The organism is Actinomadura madurae (assembly GCF_047130825.1).
Lineage (GTDB): Bacteria > Actinomycetota > Actinomycetes > Streptosporangiales > Streptosporangiaceae > Spirillospora > Spirillospora madurae.
The window spans coordinates 4,313,170-4,335,582 of record NZ_CP083237.1 but is presented as its reverse complement, the minus strand read 5'-3'; the positions used below and the strand labels follow the sequence as shown (position 1 = coordinate 4,335,582).

Here is a 22,413-nt window from a genome sequence, read left to right as displayed (position 1 = left end):
ATGACGACCTCCCGGGGACGTTTCTGCCAGTACTTGTGACTTCTTGCCTGAACAGGGCAAACTTCACCCTCGGAGTGGGCAAAGGATGGTCGGTTCCGTGGTGGACGTCCGATTTGTCGGCCGGTCGCGAGGGGAACGGCGAGGCGGTTGGGCGGGGCGGGCGCCGCGCGGATAGGCTCGGTGACCGCACCAGACCATCCGCACCATCAGGGGGTTCCCCGTGTCGTCGATCGAGGCCGTACTCGCCCGGGAGATCCTTGACTCCCGCGGCAATCCGACCGTCGAGGTCGAGGTCCTGCTCGCCGATGGGACCGAGGCCCGCGCCGCCGTGCCGAGCGGGGCCTCCACCGGGCAGTTCGAGGCCGTCGAGCTGCGCGACGGCGGCGAGCGCTACGGCGGCAAGGGCGTGCGGAACGCGGTCAAGGCCGTCAACGAGACCATCGACGAGAAGCTCGTCGGGTACCCCGCGTCCGACCAGCGGCTGATCGACCAGCTCCTGGCCGACCTGGACGGCACCCCCGCCAAGTCCGCGCTCGGCGCCAACGCGATCCTCGGCGTCAGCCTCGCCGTCGCCAAGGCCGCCGCCGACTCCGCCGGGCTCCCGCTGTTCCGCTACGTGGGCGGGCCGAACGCGCACCTGCTGCCCGTCCCGATGATGAACATCCTGAACGGGGGCGCGCACGCCGACACCAACGTCGACGTCCAGGAGTTCATGATCGCGCCGATCGGCGCCGCCACCTTCGCCGAGGCGCTGCGCTGGGGCGCCGAGACCTACCACGCCCTCAAGTCGGTGCTGAAGTCGCGCGGGCTGAACACCGGCCTCGGCGACGAGGGCGGCTTCGCCCCCGACCTGCCGAGCAACCGGGACGCGCTCGACCTCATCATGGAGGCGATCCGCAAGGCCGGCTTCACCCCCGGCCGCGACATCGCGCTCGCCCTGGACGTCGCCGCCACCGAGTTCCACGCCGACGGCCAATACGCGTTCGAGGGCACCAAGCGGTCCGCCGACGACATGGCCGCCTACTACGCCGAGCTGCTCGGCGGCTACCCGCTGGTCTCCATCGAGGACCCGCTGGACGAGGAGGACTGGGCCGGCTGGGAGGGCCTCACCGCCGCCGTCGGCGACCGTGTCCAGCTCGTCGGCGACGACCTGTTCGTCACCAACCCCGAGCGGCTCGGCCGCGGCATCAAGTCCGGCGCCGCGAACGCGCTGCTGGTCAAGGTCAACCAGATCGGCACGCTCAGCGAGACCCTCGACGCCGTCTCGCTCGCGCAGACCAGCGGGTACCGCTGCATGATGAGCCACCGCTCCGGCGAGACCGAGGACACCACGATCGCCGACCTGGCCGTCGCGACCAACTGTGGCCAGATCAAGACCGGCGCTCCGGCCCGCAGCGACCGGGTCGCCAAGTACAACCAGTTGCTGCGCATCGAGGAACTGCTGGACGACGCGGCGCGCTACGCGGGCGCCGCCGCGTTCCCGCGCTTCGACGCGCAGGGCTGACGACGCGCAGAACTGACGGCGCATGACCCGGCGGGCGGGGCGGCCGCCCGCCGGGCGTCGCGATCCGACCGGCCGGGCCACAGGCAGGGGACACGATGGCGCAGGGCGAGGAGCGAGGGGGCCCGCGGGGCGGGCGTGACGACGGCGAGACCGCGGGGCACGAGGCGGACGACCACGGGTCCGGCGAGCACGGGTCCGGTCCGCGCCGGGGGAACCCGGCACTGACCAGCCGCGCCGCGATCCTGGCGGTGGTGGTGTGCGCGATCGCGCTGAGCCTCGCCTACCCCGTCCGGGAGTACATCGCCCAGCGCAAGGAGATCGCGGACCTCCGCCGCCAGGAGGCCGTGGCCCGCCGGCAGGTGGACGAGCTCGCCCAGCGGAAGCAACAACTGGGTGATAAGTCGTACATTGAGCGTGAGGCGACGCGAAGGCTCCATTACTGCCGTCCTGACGTAAAGTGCTACATCGTGCTGGACGGCAGCGGGGACGGCGGGCAGCGGTCCCGCAAGGGCGGGCCGGCGGCCACGCCGCCCTGGTACGAGACGCTGTGGCGGTCGGTCGAGGCCGCCGACAGACCGCGCTGACACGTCCGGTCCACCGGCCGGGCGGCGGGCGCGTCCGGCGGGAGGGCCGGGTGGGCGACCGTGCCGGCGCGATGGTGCAGGAGAGACGGATCGACCGATCCGCGGGTGGGGACAGATGATCGAAGCAGGTGACACGGCCGCCGTCGCGGCCCAGCTCGGGCGGGAGCCGCGCGGCGTGCGCGGGGTGGCGAGCCGCTGCCCGTGCGGGCGGCCCGCCGTCATCGAGACGGCGCCGCGCCTCCCCGACGGGACGCCCTTCCCGACGCTGTTCTACCTGACCTGCCCGAAGGCCGCCTCGGCCATCGGGACGCTGGAGGGCAGCGGTGTCATGCGCGACATGCAGGCCAGGCTCGCCGCCGACCCGTCGCTGGCCGCCGAGTACGCCGCGGCCCATGAGGACTACCTGCGGCGCCGCGACCGGGCCGCCCGCGAGGACGGGATCGAGCCGCTGCCCGCGGGCACGCAGAGCGCCGGCGGCATGCCCGAGCGCGTCAAGTGCCTGCACGCCCTCATCGCCCACGAGCTGGCCGTCCCCGGCGTGAACCCGTTCGGCCGCGAGGCGCTGGAGGCGCTCCCGGAATGGTGGCGCACCGGGCCCTGCGTCCGCCCCGGCACGGACGAGCGGGGCACGGACGAGCGGGGCACGGACGAGGGGGAGTCGCGGTGACGCGCGTCGCGGCCATCGACTGTGGGACGAACTCGGTCCGCCTGCTGATCGCCGACATCGTCCCGGGCGGCGACGGCGGGGCCGGCGGCACCCTCACCGACGTCGAGCGGCGGATGGAGATCGTCCGGCTGGGAGAGGGCGTCGACGAGACCGGGCGGCTGTCGCCCGCCGCGCTGGAGCGCACCTTCACCGCGATGCGCGGGTACGCCGGGCTGATCGACCGGCACGGCGCCGGCGCCGGGCACGGGCCGATCAAGACCCGGGTGGTGGCGACCAGCGCGACCCGCGACGCCGCGAACCGGGCCGACTTCGTCCGCGGCGTCGTGGACATCTTCGGCGTCGTCCCCGAGGTGATCAGCGGGGACGAGGAGGCCGGCCTGTCGTTCACCGGCGCCACCCGGGAGCTGGCCGCGCTCCGCCCGGCCCGCCCCTACCTGGTGGTGGACATCGGCGGCGGGTCCACCGAGTTCGTGCTCGGCAGCTCCTCGGCGGACGCGGCCCGCTCGATCGACATCGGCTGCGTGCGGATGACCGAGCGGCACCTCAAGGACGACCCGCCCTCGCCGCAGCAGATCTCCGGCGCCGCGGCCGACATCGACGCGGCCCTCGCCGCCGTCCGGGAGACGGTCCCGGTGGACGAGGCGCGCACGCTCGTCGGCCTCGCCGGGTCCGTCACCACGGTGGCCGGCATCGCGCTCGGCCTGCCGGAGTACGACGCGTCCCGCATCCACCTGTCGCGCATCACCGCGGGCCAGGTGCACGAGGTGACGCGGCGGCTGCTGCACGCCACCCGGGCCGAGCGCGCCGAGTTCGGCGTCATGCATCCCGGCCGGGTCGACGTGATCGGCGCGGGCGCGCTGATCCTGGACCGGATCATGCGGGAGTACGGGTTCGGCGCCGTCGTCGTCAGCGAGCACGACATCCTGGACGGCATCGCCTGGTCGCTGGTCTGATCAGTACTTGAGCCGGGCCAGCAGGGCGGGGATCAGCACCGCGTTCGGGTTCTGCTGCGGGACGTAGAGGACCGGCGTGGTGCCGCCGGCCTGCTGGATCCAGACCCGGCCCCGGTCGACCGTCGCGCCGGAGATGGACGACCAGCTCAGCGAGACCCGGTTGCCGCGCACCCCGCCCGGGTGGACGGTCAGGCCCTGCGCCACGTCGACCGACTCGCCCGCCCGGACCCGTCCGGCCAGCTCGGTGGCGAGCCGCTGCTCGGCGTACTCCTGGCACAGCTGGATCAGCCGCCCCCAGACCTGCTCCGGCTCGCCGTCGGAGCCGGCCGCGCGGCCCGGCGGGCCGTCCTGCTCGATCACGACCTCCACCCGGGGGCCGCCGTTGAAGGGGAACCGGCCGACCTGGAAGATCCACTGGGTGCCGGCGGCGTGGCCGTATCCGGCCGGGCGCTCCGCCGCCCAGTACGCCACCCACTCGACCCGCGCCCACGGAAGCGCCGCGGTCCCGTAGGACACGCCCTGGTCGTCGGCGTGCAGGTGCAGGCCGTGCACGTTCACGTCCAGCGCGGGGACGGCGGGGGCGGTGTTGTCCCAGGTCGGCGAGTGAGGGGCGGCGTAGTGGCGCCCGGCGGCGGGCTCCTCGCGCCGCCGGGGCTCCCGGAGCGGGATCCGCGGCGGCCGGTCCGGCTCGGGGTTCAGCCGCTCGGTCCAGTTCTCCCCGTCCCACCAGCGCAGGCTCCCCGTGCCGTAGGGGTCTGGGTACCAGCCCGGTTGCGACACTGCCTGCCTCCCGCTTCGCACGACGGCGTGCCGGACACCCCGCCTCCCCGACCGGCGAACGCATCGTACCGACCGATGCCGGTTCTCACCGGTCATGGGCGGAACCCGGCCACCGCCTGTGGCGTGGGACGATCGGTGGTATGCCGTCCGCCAACGCCCCCTTCGTGCCACCCGGGTCGGGGTGGCCGGAGGACCCCGCCGCCCCCGGCACGCCCGTCGCGCACGACGCCGGCGAGGTCCTCGACCTGGCCGCCAAGGCGCCGGATCTGGACGAGCTGTGCGCCCGCCAGTCGGTGTGCCGCGCCTGCGACCGGCTGGTGGCGTGGCGGGAGAAGGTGGCCGTCGAGCGGCGCCGGGCGTTCGCGGACGAGGAGTACTGGGGACGCCCCATCGCCGGATGGGGCGAGGCCGAGCCGCGGATCCTCATCGTCGGCCTCGCGCCGGCCGCGCACGGCGGCAACCGCACCGGGCGGATCTTCACCGGCGACCGGTCGGGGGACTGGCTGTTCGCGTCCCTGCACCGGGTCGGGCTGGCCGCGCTGCCGACGAGCGTGCACGCCGGCGACGGGCAACGGCTGATCGGCGCCCGGATGGCGGCGACCGTCCGCTGCGCCCCGCCGGACAACAAGCCGTCGCCGCTGGAGCGGACGACCTGCCTGCCGTGGCTGGCCCGCGAGGTCGAGGAGGTGGCGCCGAGCGTCCGGTGCGTGGTCTGCCTGGGCGGGTTCGCGTGGCAGGGGGTGTGGCCGGCGCTGCGCCAGGCCGGCTACGGGCTGCCGCGCCCGCGCCCGAAGTTCGGCCACGGCGCCGAGGTGGAGCTGGCGCCGCCGCCCTCGGTGACCCGCCGCGATCCGGTGCTGCTGCTGGGCTGCTACCACCCGAGCCAGCAGAACACCTTCACCGGCCGGGTCACCGAGGACATGCTGGACGCGGTCTTCACCCGCGCCCGCGACCACCGGTGACGCCGGGCCCCTCCCCCGAGGGGGCCCGACGGCGAGGCAGGGCCTTGGCCAAGCGGCCGTGGCGCGGCGGACCGGCCCCTGCACCGGTCCGCCGCCCGCGGCCGCTTGGCGCCCCCGTCCGGCCCTGGCCTCGCCGTCTGCTTTCTGGTGGTACGTACGGTGTGATGCGGGAATCGGGCGAGAAGTTCGCCACGCGGGCAAAGACGTGAACCTGTCCCGGATGCGGGTATCGCTCAGGCATGGCTTCTCAGCGCACCAGACAGATCGTCATCGTCGGCGGCGGGTACGTCGGCATGTACACCGCCCTGAGGCTGCAGAAGAAGCTGCGCGGTGAGCTGCGCCGGGGCGAGGTCGGCGTCACCGTCATCGACCCCCAGTCCTACATGACCTACCAGCCGTTCCTGCCCGAGGCGGCGGCGGGGAACCTGGAGCCGCGGCACGTGGTGGCACCGCTGCGCAAGGTCCTGAAGCGCTGCCGCGTCGTGAACGGGTTCGTCACGCGGATCGACCACGCGTCCAGGCGCCTCACCATCCGGCCGGCCGGGGCGAGCACCGCCGGGGTCCCGGAGCGCGACATCGACTACGACATGCTCGTCGTCGCCCTCGGCTCCATCTCGCGGACGCTGCCCATCCCCGGCCTGGCCGACTGCGGCATCGGCTTCAAGACCGTCGAAGAGGCGATCTTCCTGCGCAACCACGTCCTGCACCAGCTCGACATCGCCGCCTCGAACCCCGGCGACGAGGACGTCCGGAGGCGGGCGCTGACGTTCGTCTTCGTCGGCGCCGGCTTCGCGGGCATCGAGGCCATGGCCGAGCTGGAGGACATGGCCCGGGACGCCTGCAAGTGGTACCCGACCATCGACGCCGGCGAGATGCGCTGGATGATGGTCGAGGCGACCGACCGGATCCTGCCCGAGGTGGGGCCCGAGATGGGTCGGCACACCGCCGACGCCCTGCGCCGCCGCGGCATCGAGGTCAAGCTGGAGACCCTCCTCAAGTCCGCCGAGAAGCGGCGCATCGTGCTGAGCGACGGCGAGGAGTTCGACGCCGGCACGCTCGTCTGGACAGCGGGCGTGAAACCGCATCCCGTCGTCCGGGAGAGCGACCTTCCCCTCGACGGCAAGGGACGCGTCAAGACGACCGCCGAGCTGACCGTGGACGGGCTGGAGCACGTGTACGCCGCCGGCGACAACGCGGCCGTCCCCGACCTCACCGGAAAGGGGGAGTTCACCGCGCCCAACGCGCAGCACGCGGTCAGGCAGGCCAAGCGCCTCGGCGACAACATCGCGGCCGACGTGCGCGGCAAGCCCAGGAAGCCCTACCGGCACGCCTACGTCGGGTCCGTGGCGAGCCTCGGTCTCCACAAGGGCGTCGCGAACGTCTACGGGGTGAAGCTCCGCGGGCTGCCCGCCTGGGTCATGCACCGCACCTACCATCTGTCGCGGATGCCGACCGTCAACCGCAAGTTCCGGATCACCATGGACTGGACGCTCGCGCTGTTCTTCCAGCGTGAGATCGTCTCGCTGGGCGAACTGGAATGGCCGCGCCAGGAGTTCGAACTGGCCGCGGGCCGCCAGCGCGACACCTGACCGGTCCCCTTGACCGGCCGGACCGTTCCACTGGCCGGACCCGGCCGCCCGAGCCCCTGCTCCACGGCCCTCGCGACCGGCGGCGCCGACCGCTGACTCGATATGATGACGCCGCCCCTGTAGCCCAATGGCAGAGGCGGGCTCCCTAAAAGAGCCATTGTGTCGGTTCGAGTCCGACCAGGGGCACCACAAGGATGGGAACAGGACCATCGCCCGATGGGTGGCGGTCCTGTTCCGTATTCTCTTGTTTGCGCCATTGTCGGCGCTGCCGTGCATCGTCGAGCGAGATGACGGCCGCGTCGTGGGCGGTTCGGCTGGCGGCGGTGATGGTGGGGCCGGTCAGGGTGATGCGGCACATCTCACGACTGCGCTCTTCGCCCGGTCGGGTCCGACGAACCGCGTGCAGCGGTCACGGTCTCGCCGCCGCGTTGCGCGGCTCGGGGCGCCGCCCACGATGGGTGCTGGCTCCCAGCATTACGATCATCGACTATGGACACCGCGGATTTGGTCTGGCTCGACGCGACCGAGCTGGCGCGCCTTATAGCCGTCGACGAGGTCACCGCGGTCGAGGTCGTGCAGGCGCATCTGGATCGCATCGAGGCGCTGGGCGAGCGGGTCAACGCGTTCGTCACCGTGCTGGGCGAGCAGGCCCTCGCCGCTGCCGCTCGCTCGCGCACCGGGCCGCTGGGTGGCGTGCCGTTCACGATCAAGGACTCGTTCGACACCGAAGGCGTGCGGACCACCCGGGGATCGTCGTTGTTCGCCGATCACGTCCCGGACGCCGACGCCACCGCCGTGGCGCGGCTGCGGGCTGCGGGCGGAATCCCGTTGGCGAAGACCAACCTGCCGGAGATGTCGTACTGGACCGAGACCGACAACCTGGTCGCCGGCCGGTCGCTCAACCCCTACGACCCCGAGCGCACCCCCGGCGGCTCCAGTGGAGGCGAGTCTGCGGCCATCGCGGCGGGTCTGTCGCCGCTCGGCCTGGGCAGTGATGTCGCGATCTCCGTGCGCGGACCGGCTCACGACACCGGCATCGCCTCAATCAAACCCACCCATGGGCGGGTGCCGTGCACCGGTCATTTCCCGCACGCGCTGCGGCGTTGGTGGCATGCCGGCCCGATGGCGCGCAGCGTGCGTGACCTGCGGCTGGCGCTGTCGCTGTTGGAAGGCCCCGACGGGCGGGACCCCTACGCGGCCGCCCTGGCCGCCGCCCGGCCCGGCGGGCCCGCCCGGATCGGCTGGACCACCGACGCGTTCGGCCCGATCGACCCGGAGGTGGCCGATACGGTGGCGTCGGCGGCTGTGGCTCTGTCCGACCTCGGTCTCCAGGTCGAGCAGGTCGGCGTCCCGTGGCTTGCCGAGCACGACTGCACGCGGATCTCGGCGACGCTGTTCACCGCTGAGATGCTGCCCTACCTGCGCGGCATCACGGCCGGGCGGGAGGCGGAGTTGCACCCGGTGATCGCGCGGACGCTCCAGGCACCGGACGTCACGATCGCCGACTACCTTGCTGCCGAAGGCGAGGTGGAACAACTGAGGTCGGTGTTCACGCACTGGTTCCAGGCCTACGATGTGCTCGTCTGCCCGGTGGTGACGATCCCGGCGCCGCCGCATGCGCAATCCAGTTACGTTGTCGGCGGGGAGAAAGTGCCAGCCCGCAACGTCATGCGGGCGACGGTGCCATTCAACCTCACCGGCCTGCCCGCCGTCTCGCTGCCGTTTGGGACGACCGCGGGCGGCCTGCCCATCGGTGTCCAGCTCATCGGCACCTGGTGGGCCGACAACGACCTCCTCGCACTGGCCGAACGACTCGAGTCGGTCAGCCCGGTCCGCGACCGTCGCCCGCCACTCCAGCCCTGACGTGCCCGTCCTGGCTGGCCGGCCCCGCCCATCCCAGCCCGGTCTCCCAACCGTGTCTTGACCAAAAGGGGAACGAGAAGCGCGCTACAGACGCGGATACGAATCCGCAGGTCAGCCCTGTTCCCATCCTTTGGTACTCCCGCCAGGGGCCCTGTATTTGCCCAGGGGGGGGCGACCCCCTGGAACCCCCGTTGCGGGCGGGGAGCCGCTTTCCGATCCGCTGGCGCGTCTCGCAAAGCGGCTCCCCGCCCGTCGGGTCGGGCGACCTCCGGGCGCCAGAGCGCCCTCCGGCCACCCGACCCGCGGGTGCTCATTGAGGTTCGTGCTCGGGCTTGGCGCCTCTCCGAGAGGGCCCGTCCTGCGTCGTCCAAGGGGGCGTTTCTACGTCGTCCGAGAGGGTTGGTTTCTGTTTCGTTCATGAGGGTGGGTTCTGCTACGGCCCAAAGGCGTCGGGGTGTGGTTGGCTTGGTGTCACATCGGCCGAACTGGAGAGACTGATGGAGAGCAGAAACCCCGCGTTCCGGGGGAACGCCTTCGACCAGCGGGCCACGGGGTACGGCGCCCCCGGGTACGGCCCGGCGGAGCACGGACCCGGACCCTACGCTCCCGGCTACGCGGCGCCGCCGCAGGTCCGGGCGATGACCATGGACGACGTCGTCGTCCGCGGGTTCGCCACCCTGGCGCTGCTGGTGATCACCGCGGCGCTGGCGTGGGTGCTGGTGCCCACCGACCTGGCCGTCCCCGTGCTGGTGCTCGCGCTCGTCGCGGAGATCGGGATCTGGGCGTTCATCACGTTCGGCCGCAAGGCCAACGCGCCCATGGTGCTGGCGTTCGCCGCCGTGTACGGCGTCGTCGTCGGCATCATCAGCCACGCCTACAACGACGTCTACAACGGCATCGTCTTCCAGGCCGTGATCGGGACGGCGCTGGCGTTCGGTGCGACCCTCGCCGTCTACGCGCTGCGCATCGTCCGCGTCACGCCCAAGTTCGCCAAGTTCGTGATCGCCGCCGGCGTCGCGCTGATCGCGCTGATGATCATCAACCTGCTGGTGAGCGCCTTCGGCGGTGAGGACGGGATCGGCATCCGCGACCCCGGCAACCCGCTCGCCTACGTCTTCAGCGTCGTCGCGATCCTCGTCGGCTGCTTCTTCCTGCTGCTCGACTTCGACTCGATCGAGCAGGGCGTCCGTTCCGGCGCGCCGGAGAAGTTCGCCTGGTACTGCGCGTTCGGGCTGGTGCTGAGCCTGGTGTGGATCTACCTGGAGATCCTGCGGCTGCTCAGCTACTTCAGCGGACGCGACTAGGCCCCGCCGGGCAATGATCAGCCCCGCGCCGGTGGCGTGGGGCTGATCTGTGCGGGATCTCTGCGCCAGGGTCGTGGCGCCTTGGCGGCACGACGGCGGGGGCGTCCGTTGGCGGGATCCCGCCACGAATGGACACGTATGAAGTTACGCGTATGAAGTTCGGTGCGGCGCGCGTTCAGTAGTGGCGCGCCCGTCGCGTGCGCTCGTGCTCGCGCACCAGGGCCGCGGCATAGCCGTGGGAGAGGTTGTGCTCGTCGGCCAGCCAGGTGCTGCGTTCCTCGCAGCGGGTGAACGACGGCCCGTTCTCGATGGTGGTGAACCACTCGGGGATGTCACGTCCTGTGACTTGCGGAATGCGGGCGATCAACTTGCTGTGCGTCTCCGGCGAGTGGTTCAGTGACAATTGGCACCTCCAGGTCGCGGGGCTCTTCCTGCCGACTCTGCATCACCACCCCGGATGTGACAACCCCCTAACGGGGACCTATCTATTACGTTACGTAGATCATCTGTAACGGGGGTTCTCTCCGAAACGCGCAGGTGGCCCGCATGGCGTGCCATACGGGCCATCCCAGCGCCGGGATTCAGGACAGGCGTTCCACCACCATCGCCATGCCCTGGCCGCCGCCCACGCACATGGTCTCCAGCCCGAACTGCTTGTCGTGGAACTTCAGCCCGTTGAGGAGCGTGGAGGTGATGCGGGCGCCGGTCATGCCGAACGGGTGGCCGACCGCGATCGCGCCGCCGTTGACGTTGAGCTTGTCGATGTCGATGCCGAGGTCCTCGGCGGACGGCAGCACCTGCGCCGCGAACGCCTCGTTGATCTCGACGAGGTCGATGTCGTCGATGGTCATCCCGGCCTTCGCCAGCGCCTTGCGGGACGCCTCCACCGGGCCGAGGCCCATGATCTCGGGGGACAGGCCGGTGACCCCGGTCGAGACGATCCGGGCCAGCGGGGTGATGCCGAGCTCGGCGGCCTTGGTGTCGCTCATGATCACCACGGCGGCGGCGCCGTCGTTCAGCGGGCAGCAGTTGCCCGCGGTGACCGTCCCGTCCGGCCGGAAGACCGGCTGGAGCTGGGAGACCTTCTCGTAGGTGGTGCCGGGGCGGGGGCCGTCGTCCTTGGCGATGACCGAGCCGTCCGGCAGCGTCACCGGCGTGATGTCCTTCTCCCAGAACCCGTTGGCGAGGGCCTTCTCGGCGAGGTTCTGCGAGCGCACGCCGAACTCGTCCTGCGCCTGCCGGGAGAGGCCGCGCAGGCTGGCGACGTTCTCGGCCGTCTGGCCCATCGCGATGTAGATGTCGGGCAGGGCGCCGTCCTCGCGCGGGTCGTGCCAGACGGGGGCGCCGCCCTCGCCCGCCTTGGCGGTGCGGGCCTCGGCGTCGGCGAACAGCGGGTTCTGCGTGTCGGGGAGGCCGTCGCTGCTGCCCTTGGCGAACCGGCTGACGGTCTCGACGCCCGCGGAGACGATGACGTCCGCCTCGCCCGCGCGGATGGCGTGCAGGGCCATCCGGGTCGTCTGCAGCGAGGACGAGCAGTACCGGGTGATGGTGGCGCCGGGCACGCCGTCCCAGCCGAGCAGGACCGACACCACGCGCGCCATGTTGTAGCCCTGCTCGCCGCCGGGCAGCCCGCAGCCGAGCAGCAGGTCGTCGATCTGGCTCGGATCCAGCTGCGGGACCTTCGCCATCGCGGCGGTGACCATCTGGGCGGTGAGGTCGTCGGGCCGGATGTCCTTGAGCGACCCCTTGAAGGCGCGGCCGATCGGCGAGCGCGCGGTTGCGACGATGACTGCCTCGGGCATTGCGGGTCTCCTGTCTCAGCGGCCGTCACGGCGTTACTCGCCGGTCACGGGCAATCTAACCGCTGGCCCCTCGGGCCGTACATGCCGCCCCCTGGGCTCGGTGGACGGGACCCCGGCCATAAGCGTGCGCTTACAGGTGTCCCGGCGGGGGGATGACGGCCGCCCCATGTGCCCGGGACGCCGGGCGCCGGACGCTGGTACCGGCGCCACCGGCCGGTCCGCGCGAGTGTGGGCGGGGGGACCGGCCGGTGCGGCGGACGACCGGGGCTCGTCACAGGTGACCGGACGGGTCCCGGTCCCGCGTACCCGGCCGCTCAGGCCGGGTCGGGTGCCGCCGGGGCGGGCGGCACGTCGCGGGCGGGGGACCTGCGGCGCAGGAGGCGCGCCCAGCGTCCGCGGGGACCCCGGTCGCGGCCGCCCACCGACGCGCCCGACACCTCGGTGCCGGCCCGCTCGGCGGCCTCCACGGCCGCGCGGTAGATGGGGATGACGTCCTGGTCGAGGTGGCCCGCCGGGTCGTGCTCCAGGTCGAGCACCGACGCCATCGAGGGCAGCACGGCCGCCGCCGCGGCGGCGTACCCGCGGGCGGACGGGTGGTAGCGGTCCTCGCTGAACATCGAGAGCGGGTCGGCGGCGAACTCGCGGCCGAGGAGGTCGCCGAGCGACACCGAGCGGGCACCGTGCTCGACGACCGCGACCGTCTGCGCCGCGGCGAGCTGGCGGCTCGCGCGGCGCGCGAACCAGCGCAGCGGCGGCATCAGCGACTTGACCGAGCCGAGGTCGGGGCAGGTGCCGACCACCACCATCGCGTCGGCGGCGCGCAGCCGCTCGACCGCGTACCCGAGATGCCGGACGGACTCGGCGGGCGGCACCCGCGCCGTCACGTCGTTGGCGCCGATCATGATGACCGCGACGTCGGGACGGGCCTGCAGCGCCCGGTCGACCTGGCCGCGCAGCGCGTGCGAGCGGGAGCCGGACCGGGCCACGTTCGTCACCCGGACGGGCCGGCCCGCGATCGCCGCCAGGCCGCTCGCGAGGAGCGCGGCCGGCGTCTCCTCCGGGGTGTGGACGCCGAGCCCGGCCGCGGTCGAGTCGCCCAGCATGACCAGCGACAGCGGGGAGCCGCCGTGCTCCTCGCCGTACAGCCCGTCCGCCACGGGCGGGTCGCCGTTGGGCGTCGCCGAGATGATCCTCCGGGCGAGCCGGGCCTCCATCACCAGAAGGCCGAACGTGATGCCGCCCAGGGCCGTGATTCCTCCGCCGCCATAAGCCGCGGCCGCCGCGATGCGGCGTGCCGTGAATGCCCTCAACATGCTGCGTTGACCCTCCGTGATTTAGTTCCTACCCGCGCGCGGGGGCGGCGATACCTGCGGGCGCCGTTCTCGGCTAACGTCGGAAACGGGAAACCTTCCGGACCCGCGCCCGTTCCCACGCGTGACCGGCGGCGGAAACACGGACGCAACGGTCAGATCCACACACTGAACGACAAGGATGTCGCGGTGCACGTACACGACTCGCTCGTCGAACTGATGGGCAACACCCCGCTCGTTCGACTGCGCAAGGTCACCCAGGGGCGGCGGGCCGGCGGCCCCCGGCCGCAGGTGCTGGCCAAGGTGGAGTACTTCAATCCCGGCGGCTCGGTGAAGGACCGCATCGCGGTCCGCATGATCGACGCCGCCGAGCGGTCCGGCGAGCTGCGGCCCGGCGGGACGATCGTCGAGCCGACGTCCGGCAACACCGGGGTCGGGCTCGCCATCGTGGCGCAGGAGCGCGGCTACCGCTGCGTCTTCGTCTGCCCCGACAAGGTCGGCAAGGACAAGATCGACGTGCTGCGCGCGTACGGCGCCGAGGTCGTCGTCTGCCCGACGGCGGTGAACCCCGAGCACCCCGACTCCTATTACTCGGTGTCCGACCGCCTCGTCGCCGAGATCCCGGACGCCTGGAAGCCGAACCAGTACACCAACCCGCAGAATCCGCGGTCGCACTACGAGACGACCGGTCCGGAGCTGTGGGAGCAGACCGAGGGGCGCATCACCCACTTCGTCGCGGGGATCGGCACGGGCGGCACCATCAGCGGCACCGGCCGGTACCTCAAGGAGGTCTCCGGCGGGCGGGTGCAGATCATCGGTGCCGACCCGGAGGGCTCGGTGTACTCCGGCGGCAGCGGCCGCCCCTACCTCACCGAGGGCGTCGGCGAGGACATCTGGCCGGAGACCTACGACCGCGACATCTGCGACGACGTCATCGCGGTGTCCGACAAGGACTCCTTCACGATGACCCGGCGGCTCGCCCGCGAGGAGGCGCTGCTCGTCGGCGGCTCCTGCGGGATGGCGGTCGTCGCCGCGCTGCGCGTCGCCGAGCGGGCCGACCCCGACGCGGTGATCGTCGTGCTGCTGCCGGACGGCGGCCGCGGCTACCTCGGCAAGATCTTCAACGACGCCTGGATGGCGGACTACGGGTTCCTCACCCCGTCCACCGAGGAGGCCCGGGTCGGCGAGGTGCTCACCCGCAAGGGCGGCACGCTGCCGGAGTTCGTGCACGTCCACCCGCACGAGACCGTGCAGACCGCGATCGCCATCATGCGCGAGTACGAGGTGTCGCAGCTGCCGGTGATGAAGGAGGAGCCGCCGGTCATGGCGGCCGAGGTGGTCGGCTCGGTCGGGGAGACCGACCTGCTCGACATCATGGTCCAGGGCCGGGCCAAGATGACCGAGCCCGTGGAGGCGCACATGGCGGCGCCGCTGCCGACGCTCGGCTCCGGCGAGCCCGTCAGCAAGGCCGTCGGCGTCCTGGAGAAGTCCGGGGCCGCGGTCGTCCTCGTGGACGGCAAGCCCAAGGGCCTGATCACCCGCCAGGACCTGCTCGCCTTCCTGTCCGACGCCACCGGCTGACCCCGGACGCAGAGGAGCGCCTGGAGATCGCGGTGATCTCCAGGCGCTCTTCTTCAGGTGTCGGGTTGCGGGGCCCAGCCGGTGGGCGGCGTTATGGGCCGGGCTCCGCAACCCGACGTCTCGGGGGCGCCGCGGCTAGCCGCGGTACCCGGTCGGGGCGAAGTCCTCCCGCGTGTCGGCGGGCCGCAGCGGCGTGTCCGGCTCGTCGCCGTGCCCCGGCCACCAGGCCTTGTGGCCCAGCATCGCGGTGAGCCCCGGCACCAGGAACGTCGACATCACGAAGGCCGACAGGGCGATGCCGATCGCGACGGAGAAGCCCATCTGCTGGAGCATCGACACCGGCGCGAGCATCATCACCGAGAAGGTGCCGGCCAGGATGAGTCCCGCCGCGGCGACCGTCGGGCCGCCGTGCTGGACGGCCAGGGCCGCCGCCTTCCGCGGCTCGTGGCCCTCCTTGGCCTCCTCGCGCAGCCGCGCCGTCATCAGGATGTTGTAGTCGGTCCCGATGGCCAGCACGAACAGGTAGAGGACGATCGGCAGCTGGAAGGTCACCCCGGCCTCGCCCATCGCGCCCTGGAAGACGTACACCGCGGAGCCGAGCGTCGCGGCGAAGCCCAGCAGCACCGCCACCACCAGGTAGAGCGGCGCCACCACCGACCGCAGCAGCAGGGCCAGGATGATCGCGATCAGCACCGCCGCCACCGGCAGGATCACCGACAGGTCGCGGTTGTTGACGGCGTTGATGTCGGCGAAGATCGCCGTCGAGCCGCCGACGTAGGCGCGGGTGCCCTCCGGCGCCGCCTTGTGCACGGCTGGCGCCAGGTCGTCCTTGACCAGGCTGATCGCCTCGTTGGACGCGGGATTGACCTTCAGCAGGAGGTCGACGCGGGCCACGGACTTGTCCTGGCCCGGGACGGGCTGCTGGACGCGGCCGACGCCGGGCGCGGTCTTGGCCGCCTCCGAGAAGGAGGCCAGCTGCTGCTGGGTGATCGGCTGCCCGCCGTCGCTCTTGAGGAACACCTGGACCGGGGTGGTCAGGCCGGGCGGGAAGCCCTTCTCCATGTCCTTGGTGGCCTGCGCGGACTCGGTGTCCTGCGGGAAGCCGGCGGCGAAGTCGTAGTCCGCCTTGAACCCGAGGGCGCCGAGCGCCAGCACGACCAGCACCAGCCCGGACGCCGCCGCCGCGATCGCGGGGCGCTTGCCGACGCCCCGGCCGATGGCCGCGGACATCGTCCCCTTCGGCTGCTTCTTCCACGCCTTGGAGGGCCAGAAGACGGCGGTGCCGAGCAGCGACACGAGGGCCGGGAACAGCGTCAGCGAGGTGATGCCCATCACCACCACGGCGATGGCGAGGGACGGGCCCCAGGCGCTGAACACGCCGAACGTCGCGAGCAGCAGGACCAGGAAGGTGACGGCGATGGCGGCGGCGGCCGAGGAGATGACCTCGCCGACCCGCTCCACCGCGGTGATCATCGCGGTCTTCTTGTCGTCGCCGGCCCGCAGCCGCTCCCGGAACCGGAACATCAGGAACAGGTAGTAGTCGGCGCCGATGCCGAAGAGCACGATCAGGATGATGGTGCTGAGGCTGTCGTCGCCGGAGAAGCCGAACAGCTTCGAGGCGGCGCCGATCAGGCCCATCGAGACCTGCATCGTCACCATGATCACGACGATCGGCAGCACCGCCGCCAACGGGGCCCGGAAGATCACCAGGATCAGGCCGATGATCAGCACGAAGGTGGCGATGCCGACGATCTCGAAGGACTGGTTGAACGAGTCCTCGTTGTCGACGAAGCCGGCGACGTCACCGCCGACCTTGGCCTCCAGACCGCTGCCGTTCAGCAGCGTGGGGAGGTCCTTGCGGATCTCCTTGACCGCGTCGCCCTGCTTCTCGCTGTCGGCCATCGAGGTGCCCTTCATCGGCACCATGATCACCTGGACGGCCTTGTTCGGCGCCACCGCCTCCGCGCCGGTCGCGAAGCCGAGGACCGTCGGCGGCTTGTCGGCGTTCAGGGACTTGGCGGCCTCGTTCACCCGGGCGGTGTCCTGGGCCGTCAGCGGCTTGCCGTCGGAGCGCTTGACGACGATCAGCGAGGAGGTGTCCTCCTGCTGCGGGAACGCCTTCTCGGCGATCTCGAGGGCCTGGACCGACTCGTACTTCGAGGGCAGGAAGTCGCCCTGGTCGGACTCGGTGGTGAGCTTGGGGGAGAAGGCGATGATGAGCACCGCGGCCACGAGCCAGGCCACGATGGTCCACCACGGATGTCTCACGACGAAGCGCGCGAGCCGAGCGAACATGGGGGCTTCCTTAGATCAATGTCGTAGGGATACCTGTAAAACGGTAGAGACCCGACGCGGCGTTGGGGTCACCCCCAGCGCCGAAATGGGGGGTGATACCTCCGGGGGAGCCTCTCCTCCTCGAGGAGGGGCGGCGGGTGGATAGCCTCGTACCCATGGACAACGAGGTTCAGCAGGGGTTCGAGACCCTGGCCATCCACGCGGGGCAGGAGCCCGACCCGGCCACCGGCGCGGTCGTCCCGCCGATCTACCAGGTCTCCACCTATAAGCAGGACGGCGTCGGCGGCCTGCGCGGCGGCTACGAGTACTCCCGGTCGGCCAACCCGACCCGTACCGCCCTGGAAGTATGCCTGGCCGAGATCGAGGGCGGGGCGCGCGGGCTGGCGTTCGCGTCGGGGCTCGCCGCCGAGGATGCTCTGCTGCGCGCGGTCTGCCGGCCCGGCGATCACGTCGTCGTCCCGAACGACGCCTACGGCGGCACCTACCGGCTGTTCGCGAAGGTCGCCGAACCGTGGGGCGTGGCGTTCGACCCGGTGCCGCTCGCCGACGTCGACGCCGTGCGGGCCGCGGTCCGCCCCGAGACGAAGATCATCTGGGTGGAGACGCCGACGAACCCGCTGCTCGGCATCGCCGACATCGCGGTGCTGGCCTCCGTCGCCCGCGACGCGGGCGCGCTGCTCGTCGTCGACAACACCTTCGCCTCGCCGTACCTCCAGCGCCCGCTGGAGCTCGGCGCGGACGTCGTCGTCCACTCCACCACCAAGTACATCGGCGGCCACTCCGACGTCGTCGGCGGCGCGCTGGTCGCGGCGGACGCGGCGCTGGGGGAGCGCCTCGCCTTCCACCAGAACGCGATGGGGGCCGTCGCGGGCCCGTTCGACGCCTGGCTCGCGCTGCGCGGGGTCAAGACGCTCGGCGTCCGGATGGACCGGCACTGCGCGAACGCCGAGAAGATCGTGGAGATGCTAGTGCGGCACCCGTCCGTCCGGCAGGTCCTCTACCCCGGGCTGGCGGGCCATCCGGGCCACGACGTCGCGGCGAAGCAGATGAGGGCGTTCGGGGGCATGGTCTCGTTCCGGATGGAGTCGGAGGAGGCCGCCGTCCGGGTGTGCGAGCGGACGAAGCTCTTCACGCTCGGCGAGTCGCTCGGCGGCGTCGAGTCGCTGATCGAGCACCCGGGGCGGATGACGCACGCCTCGGCGGCCGGCTCGCCGCTGGAGGTCCCCGCGGACCTCGTGCGGCTGTCGGTCGGGATCGAGGACGCGAGCGACCTGCTCAGGGATCTGGACCGGGCGCTCGGCTGAAAATCAGCTGACCATTCCCCGCCGTCCTTGATCAAAACATCTATACTCGGCGCGCCAGGTTCGGTAAAGAAAGGGACCGGGGTGCGCAAAGTACTCGTGTGTGGGGCGGCGTTCGCCGCGACGTGTGTCTCCGCCGTAGCCGTTCCCGTGGGAGCCCACGCGAACCCTCCGGCGCCGACGCCCAGCGCGTCCGTTCCGTCCGCGCCGGGGACCGGGGAGCCGTCCGCCGGGCCGCAGACCGCTCCGCCCGGGACAGGCTCCCCGTCGGCGTCGTCCACGGGGCGGCCGGGGAACGGCCAGGAGGGCACGGACGGGGAGCCCGGCGCCACCGTCACCGCGCAGGCGGTCATGGTGACGCCGGAACTGCCGAAGTTCCGCACCTACGCCTACGGCAGGGCGCCCGCCCAGAAGATCGACGCCTACTGGCGCGACCCGGGGCCGCGCGCCACGCCGCGCCCCGCCCTGCTGCTCCTGCACGGCGGCTACTGGCTCGAAGGCGACAAGGGCGGTGGCTGGAAGTACTTCGCGCGCCGGCTGACCGAGGAGGGCTTCGTCGTCCTGTCGGCGAACTACCGGCTGGCGCCGAAGGCCGCCTGGCCCGCGCAGCGCGACGACGCGCTGTCGGCCCTCGCGTTCATCAAGAAGCACGCCCGGGTCTGGAACGTCGACCCGAACCGCGTGGCCGTGATGGGCTCGTCCGCCGGCGGGCACCTCGCCACGCAGCTCGGCACGCTCGGGACGGGCACCCGGCAGGTCCGCGGAGTGATCGCGCTGTCGCCGCCGAACAACCCGTACCTGGCCTTCCAGGACGGCGAGAAGCCGGCGGCCACGCCCAACCAGCGCAAGCTGCGGGTGGCCGTCACCGACCTCGTCCGCTGCGTGCCGGGCGCGGCCGCCGCGCCGGACTGCTGGACGCGGCTGGACGACGCCAGCACCGTCACCCACGTCTCCGCGGGCGACGCGCCGATGCTGCTGATGCACGCCACCGGCGACTTCGTCCCCGTCACCCAGAGCACCGGGCTGGCGGGCGCGCTGCGGTCCGCGGGCGTGCAGACGACCGTGAAGACCATCGAGGGCGAGATGCACGCCTCGCAGATGCTGAACGACGAGCAGACCTACCCGACGATCGTCGACTGGCTGAAGAAGCACCTGCGGCCGGGCCGGTAGCGAGGTCCGGCGGCGGGCCGCGGGCCGTCAGCCGTTCCAGACCATCAGCACGAGGATCACCAGCCAGATCAGCGCGACGACGCCGGACATGGCGGCGAGCCGCCCCCGCTCGACCTGGGCGATCTCGCCGCCCGCCGCGCTCGACGCTTCGGGCGCGGACGGGGCCTCCTCGGCCGCGGTCTTCGTCTCCTTCTGCTCGCCCTTCCCGCCGTCCTCCGCCTCGGTGACCTCCGCGGCGGCGGGACGGGCCGGGACCGCCGCCTCCTCCGCCGCGGCGACCTCCAGCAGATGCGCCGCCCGGCGCTGGTCGCGGTCGATGATCAGCAGCAGCACGAGCGCGACGACGAACAGCGTCATCGACACCGTCAGCCACACCTGGGCGAGGTCGCCCTTGGCCAGGGCGAGCCCGAACAGGAAGATGCCGAGCGTGCCGAGCCCGTAGATCTGGGTGGTGCGGTGCAGGTGGCGGACCACGACCGCGTTCCGCTTGCGGATGTAGCGGGGAGTGGACATGGTCGCGGCCGTCAGCGGCCCCAGCGTGAAGATCGCGAAACCGATGTGCAGGACCAGCAGCAGGCGGTCGGAAGTCGACATGACGCCGACATTAGCCCGCCCGGCGCCCCCGGCGGAGTCCCCGCGGGGGCGCCGCGGCGTCAGCGGCGGCCGCGCCGCACCCGCAGGTAGTCGCTCACGACGTACTCGCCGAGCCGCTCGGCGTCCGGCGCGAACACCCGGCCGCCGTTGCGCCGCGCGACCTCCTCCACGAACGACACGAGCCGTCGGTCCTCGGCGAGCATGAAGAAGTTCATGCAGGCGCCCCGCCGCGTCATCTTGTCGACCTCGGCGAGGGTGAGGACGAGCGTGTCGGTGGACGGCGGGTAGTCGAACAGCGAGCGGCCGTCGGGCCGCAGGTGCGCGGTCGGCTCGCCGTCGGTGACGACGAGGACGATCGGCTCGAAGTCGGGGTGCCGGTCCAGGTGCCGTCCCGCGATCATCAGGGCGTGGTGCAGGTTGGTGCCCTGCACCATGTCCCAGTCGAGGCCCGCCATCTCCGTCGGGTGCAGCACCCGGGCGTAGTTGGAGAACCCGATGATCTGGATCGCGTCCTGCGGGAACTTGCTGGTGACGAGCGTGTGCAGGGCGAGCGTGGTCTGCTTGGCGACGGCCCACGTCCCGCGCAGCACCATCGAGTAGGACAGGTCGACGAGCAGGCAGACGGCCGCGCCGGTGCGGCGCTCGGTCTCCTGCACCTCGAAGTCGTCCACGCTGAGGCGCACCCCGCCGGGCCGCGTCCCGCCGCGGCCGTTGCCGTTGATCTCCGCGACGTCCGCCGTGCCGGGCTCGACGACCTTCGCGGCGGGCGGGCGGGTGACGAGCCCCGCGCCGCCGTCCATGGCGCTGCGCCGGATCGCGTTGCTCACCGTCCGGACGACGTCGAGGGGCTGCTCGTCGCCGAACCGCCACTCGCGGCTGGACCCGGTCAGCTCGCCGGCCTGGCCCGCGTCGCGCTGGTCGTGGTCGCCCTGCCGGCCGGAGGTCAGCTGGGAGAACACCCGGCGCAGCGCCGTCTCGCCGAGCCGCCGCACCGCCTTCGGCGTCAGCTCCAGCGTGCCGCGGTTGCGCCGCAGGTAGCCCTGCCGCTCCAGCTCCGCCTCGATGCGGCGCAGCTCGGCCAGGTCGTCGACGGCCTGCCGGCCGAGCGCCCGCCGGACGGCCTCCTCGTCGATGTCGTCGAGCCGCGCGCCGGGGTAGTCCTGCCCGAGCGCGGCCTCCAGCTCGCTGAGGTCGGCCAGCTCCGCCAGCGCGGTCGTGGCGTCGCCCATGCCGAGCGGGTCCTCGCCGGTCATCTGCTCGGACTGGCCCCAGCCGAGGTCGGGACGGCGGGCCCGCAGCGTGTCGCCGAGCCGCGTCATCTCCATGGCGAGGCCCGCGTCCTGCATGGCCTGCTCCATCAGCCCGGCCAGCTCCGCGCGCTGCTCGGGGCTGAGCGAGGCCAGCAGCCGGTCCATCGCGGCGGCGCGGCGGGCGAGGGAGTCGACCAGCTCCTCCAGGTTCTGCGGGTTGTCGGGGAACATGTCCCCGTACTCCCGCATGAACCGGTCGAAGTCCTCCTGGGTGTGCTCGCCGCGGGCGTCCCGCTCCAGCATCTCGTTGAGCGCGGCCATCATGTCCTTGACCCGCTCCAGGGCGGCCGGGTCCTGGTTCTCCAGGGCCTGCTTCATGCCCTGGAACTGCGCGTCCAGCACCTCGCGGCGCAGCAGGTCCTTCAGCTGCTCGAAGGTGCGGCGGGCGGCGTCGGAGCGCCAGTCGTAGTCCGACAGCCGCCGGATCGCCTGGGAGGTGTCGGACGGCAGCGTGTCCAGCTCCGCCTCCCGCACCCGCGCGTCGTCGCTCGGGTCGGGGAACAGCTCCGCCCGCTCCTGCCCGATCGCGGTGTCCAGCAGCGCGCGGGCCTGCTCCAGCGTGCCGTCCAGCCGGCCCCGGTCGCGCAGCGCGCGGCGCCGCTCCCGCACCTGGCGGAGCATGTCGTCGAGCCCGCGCCGGTTCCGCGCGCCCGGGAGGCCGCGGCGCAGCAGCTCCCGGAGCGCGTCGTCCGGGCGGGTGCCGTCCAGCACCGAGTCGCCCATCGCGTCCAGGGCGTCCCGGACGTCGTACGGCGGGGCGAGCGGGTCGGGGCCGTCCTCGTAGGCGCCGTAGCGGTATCGGCTCATCGAATCTCCTTGCCCGCGAAGACCTCGGGTCCCGGCG

The 22,413-nt window shown here is 72.4% G+C and carries 18 protein-coding genes and 1 tRNA gene; 12 read left to right on the top strand and 7 right to left on the bottom strand.

The features are described from left to right. Positions 1-220: 220 nt before the first annotated feature. The 4 genes from eno (at position 221) to K8Z49_RS19630 (ending at position 3,708) form a co-directional block, all read left to right on the top strand. Entirely contained in the window at positions 221-1,504 is a 1,284-nt protein-coding gene (gene eno, locus K8Z49_RS19645) for a phosphopyruvate hydratase (RefSeq protein ID WP_021595003.1), read from the top strand. A 95-nt stretch (positions 1,505-1,599) separates the two neighbouring features. Next, the gene (locus K8Z49_RS19640; RefSeq protein ID WP_021595002.1) at positions 1,600-2,088 is read left to right on the top strand and encodes an FtsB family cell division protein; all 489 of its coding nucleotides are present in this window, start codon (positions 1,600-1,602) and stop codon (positions 2,086-2,088) included. Between the two features lie 115 nt (positions 2,089-2,203). Further along, complete coding sequence (locus K8Z49_RS19635) at positions 2,204-2,755, top strand: DUF501 domain-containing protein (RefSeq protein ID WP_412520188.1); 552 nt, start codon at positions 2,204-2,206, stop codon at positions 2,753-2,755. After that, on the top strand, positions 2,752-3,708 hold the full coding sequence (locus tag K8Z49_RS19630; RefSeq protein ID WP_021595000.1) for a Ppx/GppA phosphatase family protein: 957 nt from the start codon (positions 2,752-2,754) through the stop codon (positions 3,706-3,708). Before K8Z49_RS19635 ends, K8Z49_RS19630 begins: the two co-directional genes overlap by 4 nt. Here the strand turns inward: K8Z49_RS19630 and K8Z49_RS19625 are convergent, their stop codons facing one another. Further along, on the bottom strand, positions 3,709-4,488 hold the full coding sequence (locus K8Z49_RS19625; RefSeq protein ID WP_412520186.1) for a DUF2510 domain-containing protein: 780 nt from the start codon (positions 4,486-4,488) through the stop codon (positions 3,709-3,711). It lies immediately after the preceding gene. 140 nt (positions 4,489-4,628) lie between these two features. Here K8Z49_RS19625 and K8Z49_RS19620 point away from each other — a divergent pair, with 140 nt between their 5' ends. From K8Z49_RS19620 to K8Z49_RS19600, 5 genes are all read left to right on the top strand, one after another. Further along, complete coding sequence (locus K8Z49_RS19620) at positions 4,629-5,450, top strand: uracil-DNA glycosylase (RefSeq protein ID WP_021594998.1); 822 nt, start codon at positions 4,629-4,631, stop codon at positions 5,448-5,450. A 239-nt stretch (positions 5,451-5,689) separates the two neighbouring features. After that, positions 5,690-7,039 carry an NAD(P)/FAD-dependent oxidoreductase gene (locus K8Z49_RS19615; protein WP_021594997.1) on the top strand — a complete coding sequence of 450 codons (1,350 nt, stop codon included), beginning with the start codon at positions 5,690-5,692 and terminating at the stop codon, positions 7,037-7,039. A gap of 113 nt (positions 7,040-7,152) precedes the next feature. After that, positions 7,153-7,228 (top strand) — tRNA-Leu (locus K8Z49_RS19610). A 300-nt stretch (positions 7,229-7,528) separates the two neighbouring features. Further along, positions 7,529-8,902, top strand: a complete 1,374-nt coding sequence (locus K8Z49_RS19605) for an amidase (protein ID WP_412520184.1) — start codon at positions 7,529-7,531, stop codon at positions 8,900-8,902. A gap of 497 nt (positions 8,903-9,399) precedes the next feature. Further along, positions 9,400-10,206: a Bax inhibitor-1/YccA family protein gene (locus tag K8Z49_RS19600; protein ID WP_021594995.1), complete on the top strand. Its 807-nt coding sequence runs from the start codon at positions 9,400-9,402 to the stop codon at positions 10,204-10,206. A 175-nt stretch (positions 10,207-10,381) separates the two neighbouring features. Here the strand turns inward: K8Z49_RS19600 and K8Z49_RS19595 are convergent, their stop codons facing one another. From K8Z49_RS19595 to K8Z49_RS19585, 3 genes are all read right to left on the bottom strand, one after another. Then, positions 10,382-10,609 carry a DUF4287 domain-containing protein gene (locus tag K8Z49_RS19595; RefSeq protein WP_021594994.1) on the bottom strand — a complete coding sequence of 76 codons (228 nt, stop codon included), beginning with the start codon at positions 10,607-10,609 and terminating at the stop codon, positions 10,382-10,384. Between the two features lie 178 nt (positions 10,610-10,787). Next, positions 10,788-12,008: an acetyl-CoA C-acetyltransferase gene (locus K8Z49_RS19590; protein WP_412520181.1), complete on the bottom strand. Its 1,221-nt coding sequence runs from the start codon at positions 12,006-12,008 to the stop codon at positions 10,788-10,790. Positions 12,009-12,322: 314 nt separating this feature from the next. Further along, positions 12,323-13,321, bottom strand: a complete 999-nt coding sequence (locus K8Z49_RS19585; RefSeq protein ID WP_412520179.1) for an SGNH/GDSL hydrolase family protein — start codon at positions 13,319-13,321, stop codon at positions 12,323-12,325. A 186-nt stretch (positions 13,322-13,507) separates the two neighbouring features. Here K8Z49_RS19585 and K8Z49_RS19580 point away from each other — a divergent pair, with 186 nt between their 5' ends. Further along, positions 13,508-14,899, top strand: a complete 1,392-nt coding sequence (locus tag K8Z49_RS19580; RefSeq protein WP_021594991.1) for a cystathionine beta-synthase — start codon at positions 13,508-13,510, stop codon at positions 14,897-14,899. A 135-nt stretch (positions 14,900-15,034) separates the two neighbouring features. Here the strand turns inward: K8Z49_RS19580 and K8Z49_RS19575 are convergent, their stop codons facing one another. Next, a complete protein-coding gene (locus K8Z49_RS19575) occupies positions 15,035-17,194 on the bottom strand; it encodes an MMPL family transporter (RefSeq protein ID WP_021594990.1) in 2,160 nt (719 codons plus the stop codon). 155 nt (positions 17,195-17,349) lie between these two features. Between K8Z49_RS19575 and K8Z49_RS19570 the strand changes: the two genes are divergently transcribed. After that, the gene (locus tag K8Z49_RS19570) at positions 17,350-18,498 is read left to right on the top strand and encodes a cystathionine gamma-synthase (RefSeq protein ID WP_075020859.1); all 1,149 of its coding nucleotides are present in this window, start codon (positions 17,350-17,352) and stop codon (positions 18,496-18,498) included. 147 nt (positions 18,499-18,645) lie between these two features. After that, a complete protein-coding gene (locus K8Z49_RS19565; protein WP_021594988.1) occupies positions 18,646-19,665 on the top strand; it encodes an alpha/beta hydrolase in 1,020 nt (339 codons plus the stop codon). A 27-nt stretch (positions 19,666-19,692) separates the two neighbouring features. Here the strand turns inward: K8Z49_RS19565 and K8Z49_RS19560 are convergent, their stop codons facing one another. Together K8Z49_RS19560 and K8Z49_RS19555 are read right to left on the bottom strand one after the other, a co-directional pair. After that, a complete protein-coding gene (locus K8Z49_RS19560; protein WP_021594987.1) occupies positions 19,693-20,259 on the bottom strand; it encodes a hypothetical protein in 567 nt (188 codons plus the stop codon). Positions 20,260-20,318: 59 nt separating this feature from the next. Then, a complete protein-coding gene (locus tag K8Z49_RS19555) occupies positions 20,319-22,376 on the bottom strand; it encodes a hypothetical protein (protein ID WP_111830147.1) in 2,058 nt (685 codons plus the stop codon). Between the last annotated feature and the right edge of the window lie 37 nt (positions 22,377-22,413).

Bases quoted from the DNA above. Each gene is read 5' to 3' on its own strand.
- K8Z49_RS19640 (WP_021595002.1), top strand. From the start codon at position 1,600: ATGGCGCAGGGCGAGGAGCGAGGGGGCCCGCGGGGCGGGCGTGACGAC.
- K8Z49_RS19635 (WP_412520188.1), top strand. From the start codon at position 2,204: ATGATCGAAGCAGGTGACACGGCCGCCGTCGCGGCCCAGCTCGGGCGG.
- K8Z49_RS19620 (WP_021594998.1), top strand. From the start codon at position 4,629: ATGCCGTCCGCCAACGCCCCCTTCGTGCCACCCGGGTCGGGGTGGCCG.
- K8Z49_RS19615 (WP_021594997.1), top strand. From the start codon at position 5,690: ATGGCTTCTCAGCGCACCAGACAGATCGTCATCGTCGGCGGCGGGTAC.
- K8Z49_RS19605 (WP_412520184.1), top strand. From the start codon at position 7,529: ATGGACACCGCGGATTTGGTCTGGCTCGACGCGACCGAGCTGGCGCGC.
- K8Z49_RS19600 (WP_021594995.1), top strand. From the start codon at position 9,400: ATGGAGAGCAGAAACCCCGCGTTCCGGGGGAACGCCTTCGACCAGCGG.
- K8Z49_RS19590 (WP_412520181.1), bottom strand. From the start codon at position 12,008: ATGCCCGAGGCAGTCATCGTCGCAACCGCGCGCTCGCCGATCGGCCGC.
- K8Z49_RS19585 (WP_412520179.1), bottom strand. From the start codon at position 13,321: ATGTTGAGGGCATTCACGGCACGCCGCATCGCGGCGGCCGCGGCTTAT.
- K8Z49_RS19575 (WP_021594990.1), bottom strand. From the start codon at position 17,194: ATGTTCGCTCGGCTCGCGCGCTTCGTCGTGAGACATCCGTGGTGGACC.
- K8Z49_RS19570 (WP_075020859.1), top strand. From the start codon at position 17,350: ATGGACAACGAGGTTCAGCAGGGGTTCGAGACCCTGGCCATCCACGCG.
- K8Z49_RS19560 (WP_021594987.1), bottom strand. From the start codon at position 20,259: ATGTCGACTTCCGACCGCCTGCTGCTGGTCCTGCACATCGGTTTCGCG.
- K8Z49_RS19555 (WP_111830147.1), bottom strand. From the start codon at position 22,376: ATGAGCCGATACCGCTACGGCGCCTACGAGGACGGCCCCGACCCGCTC.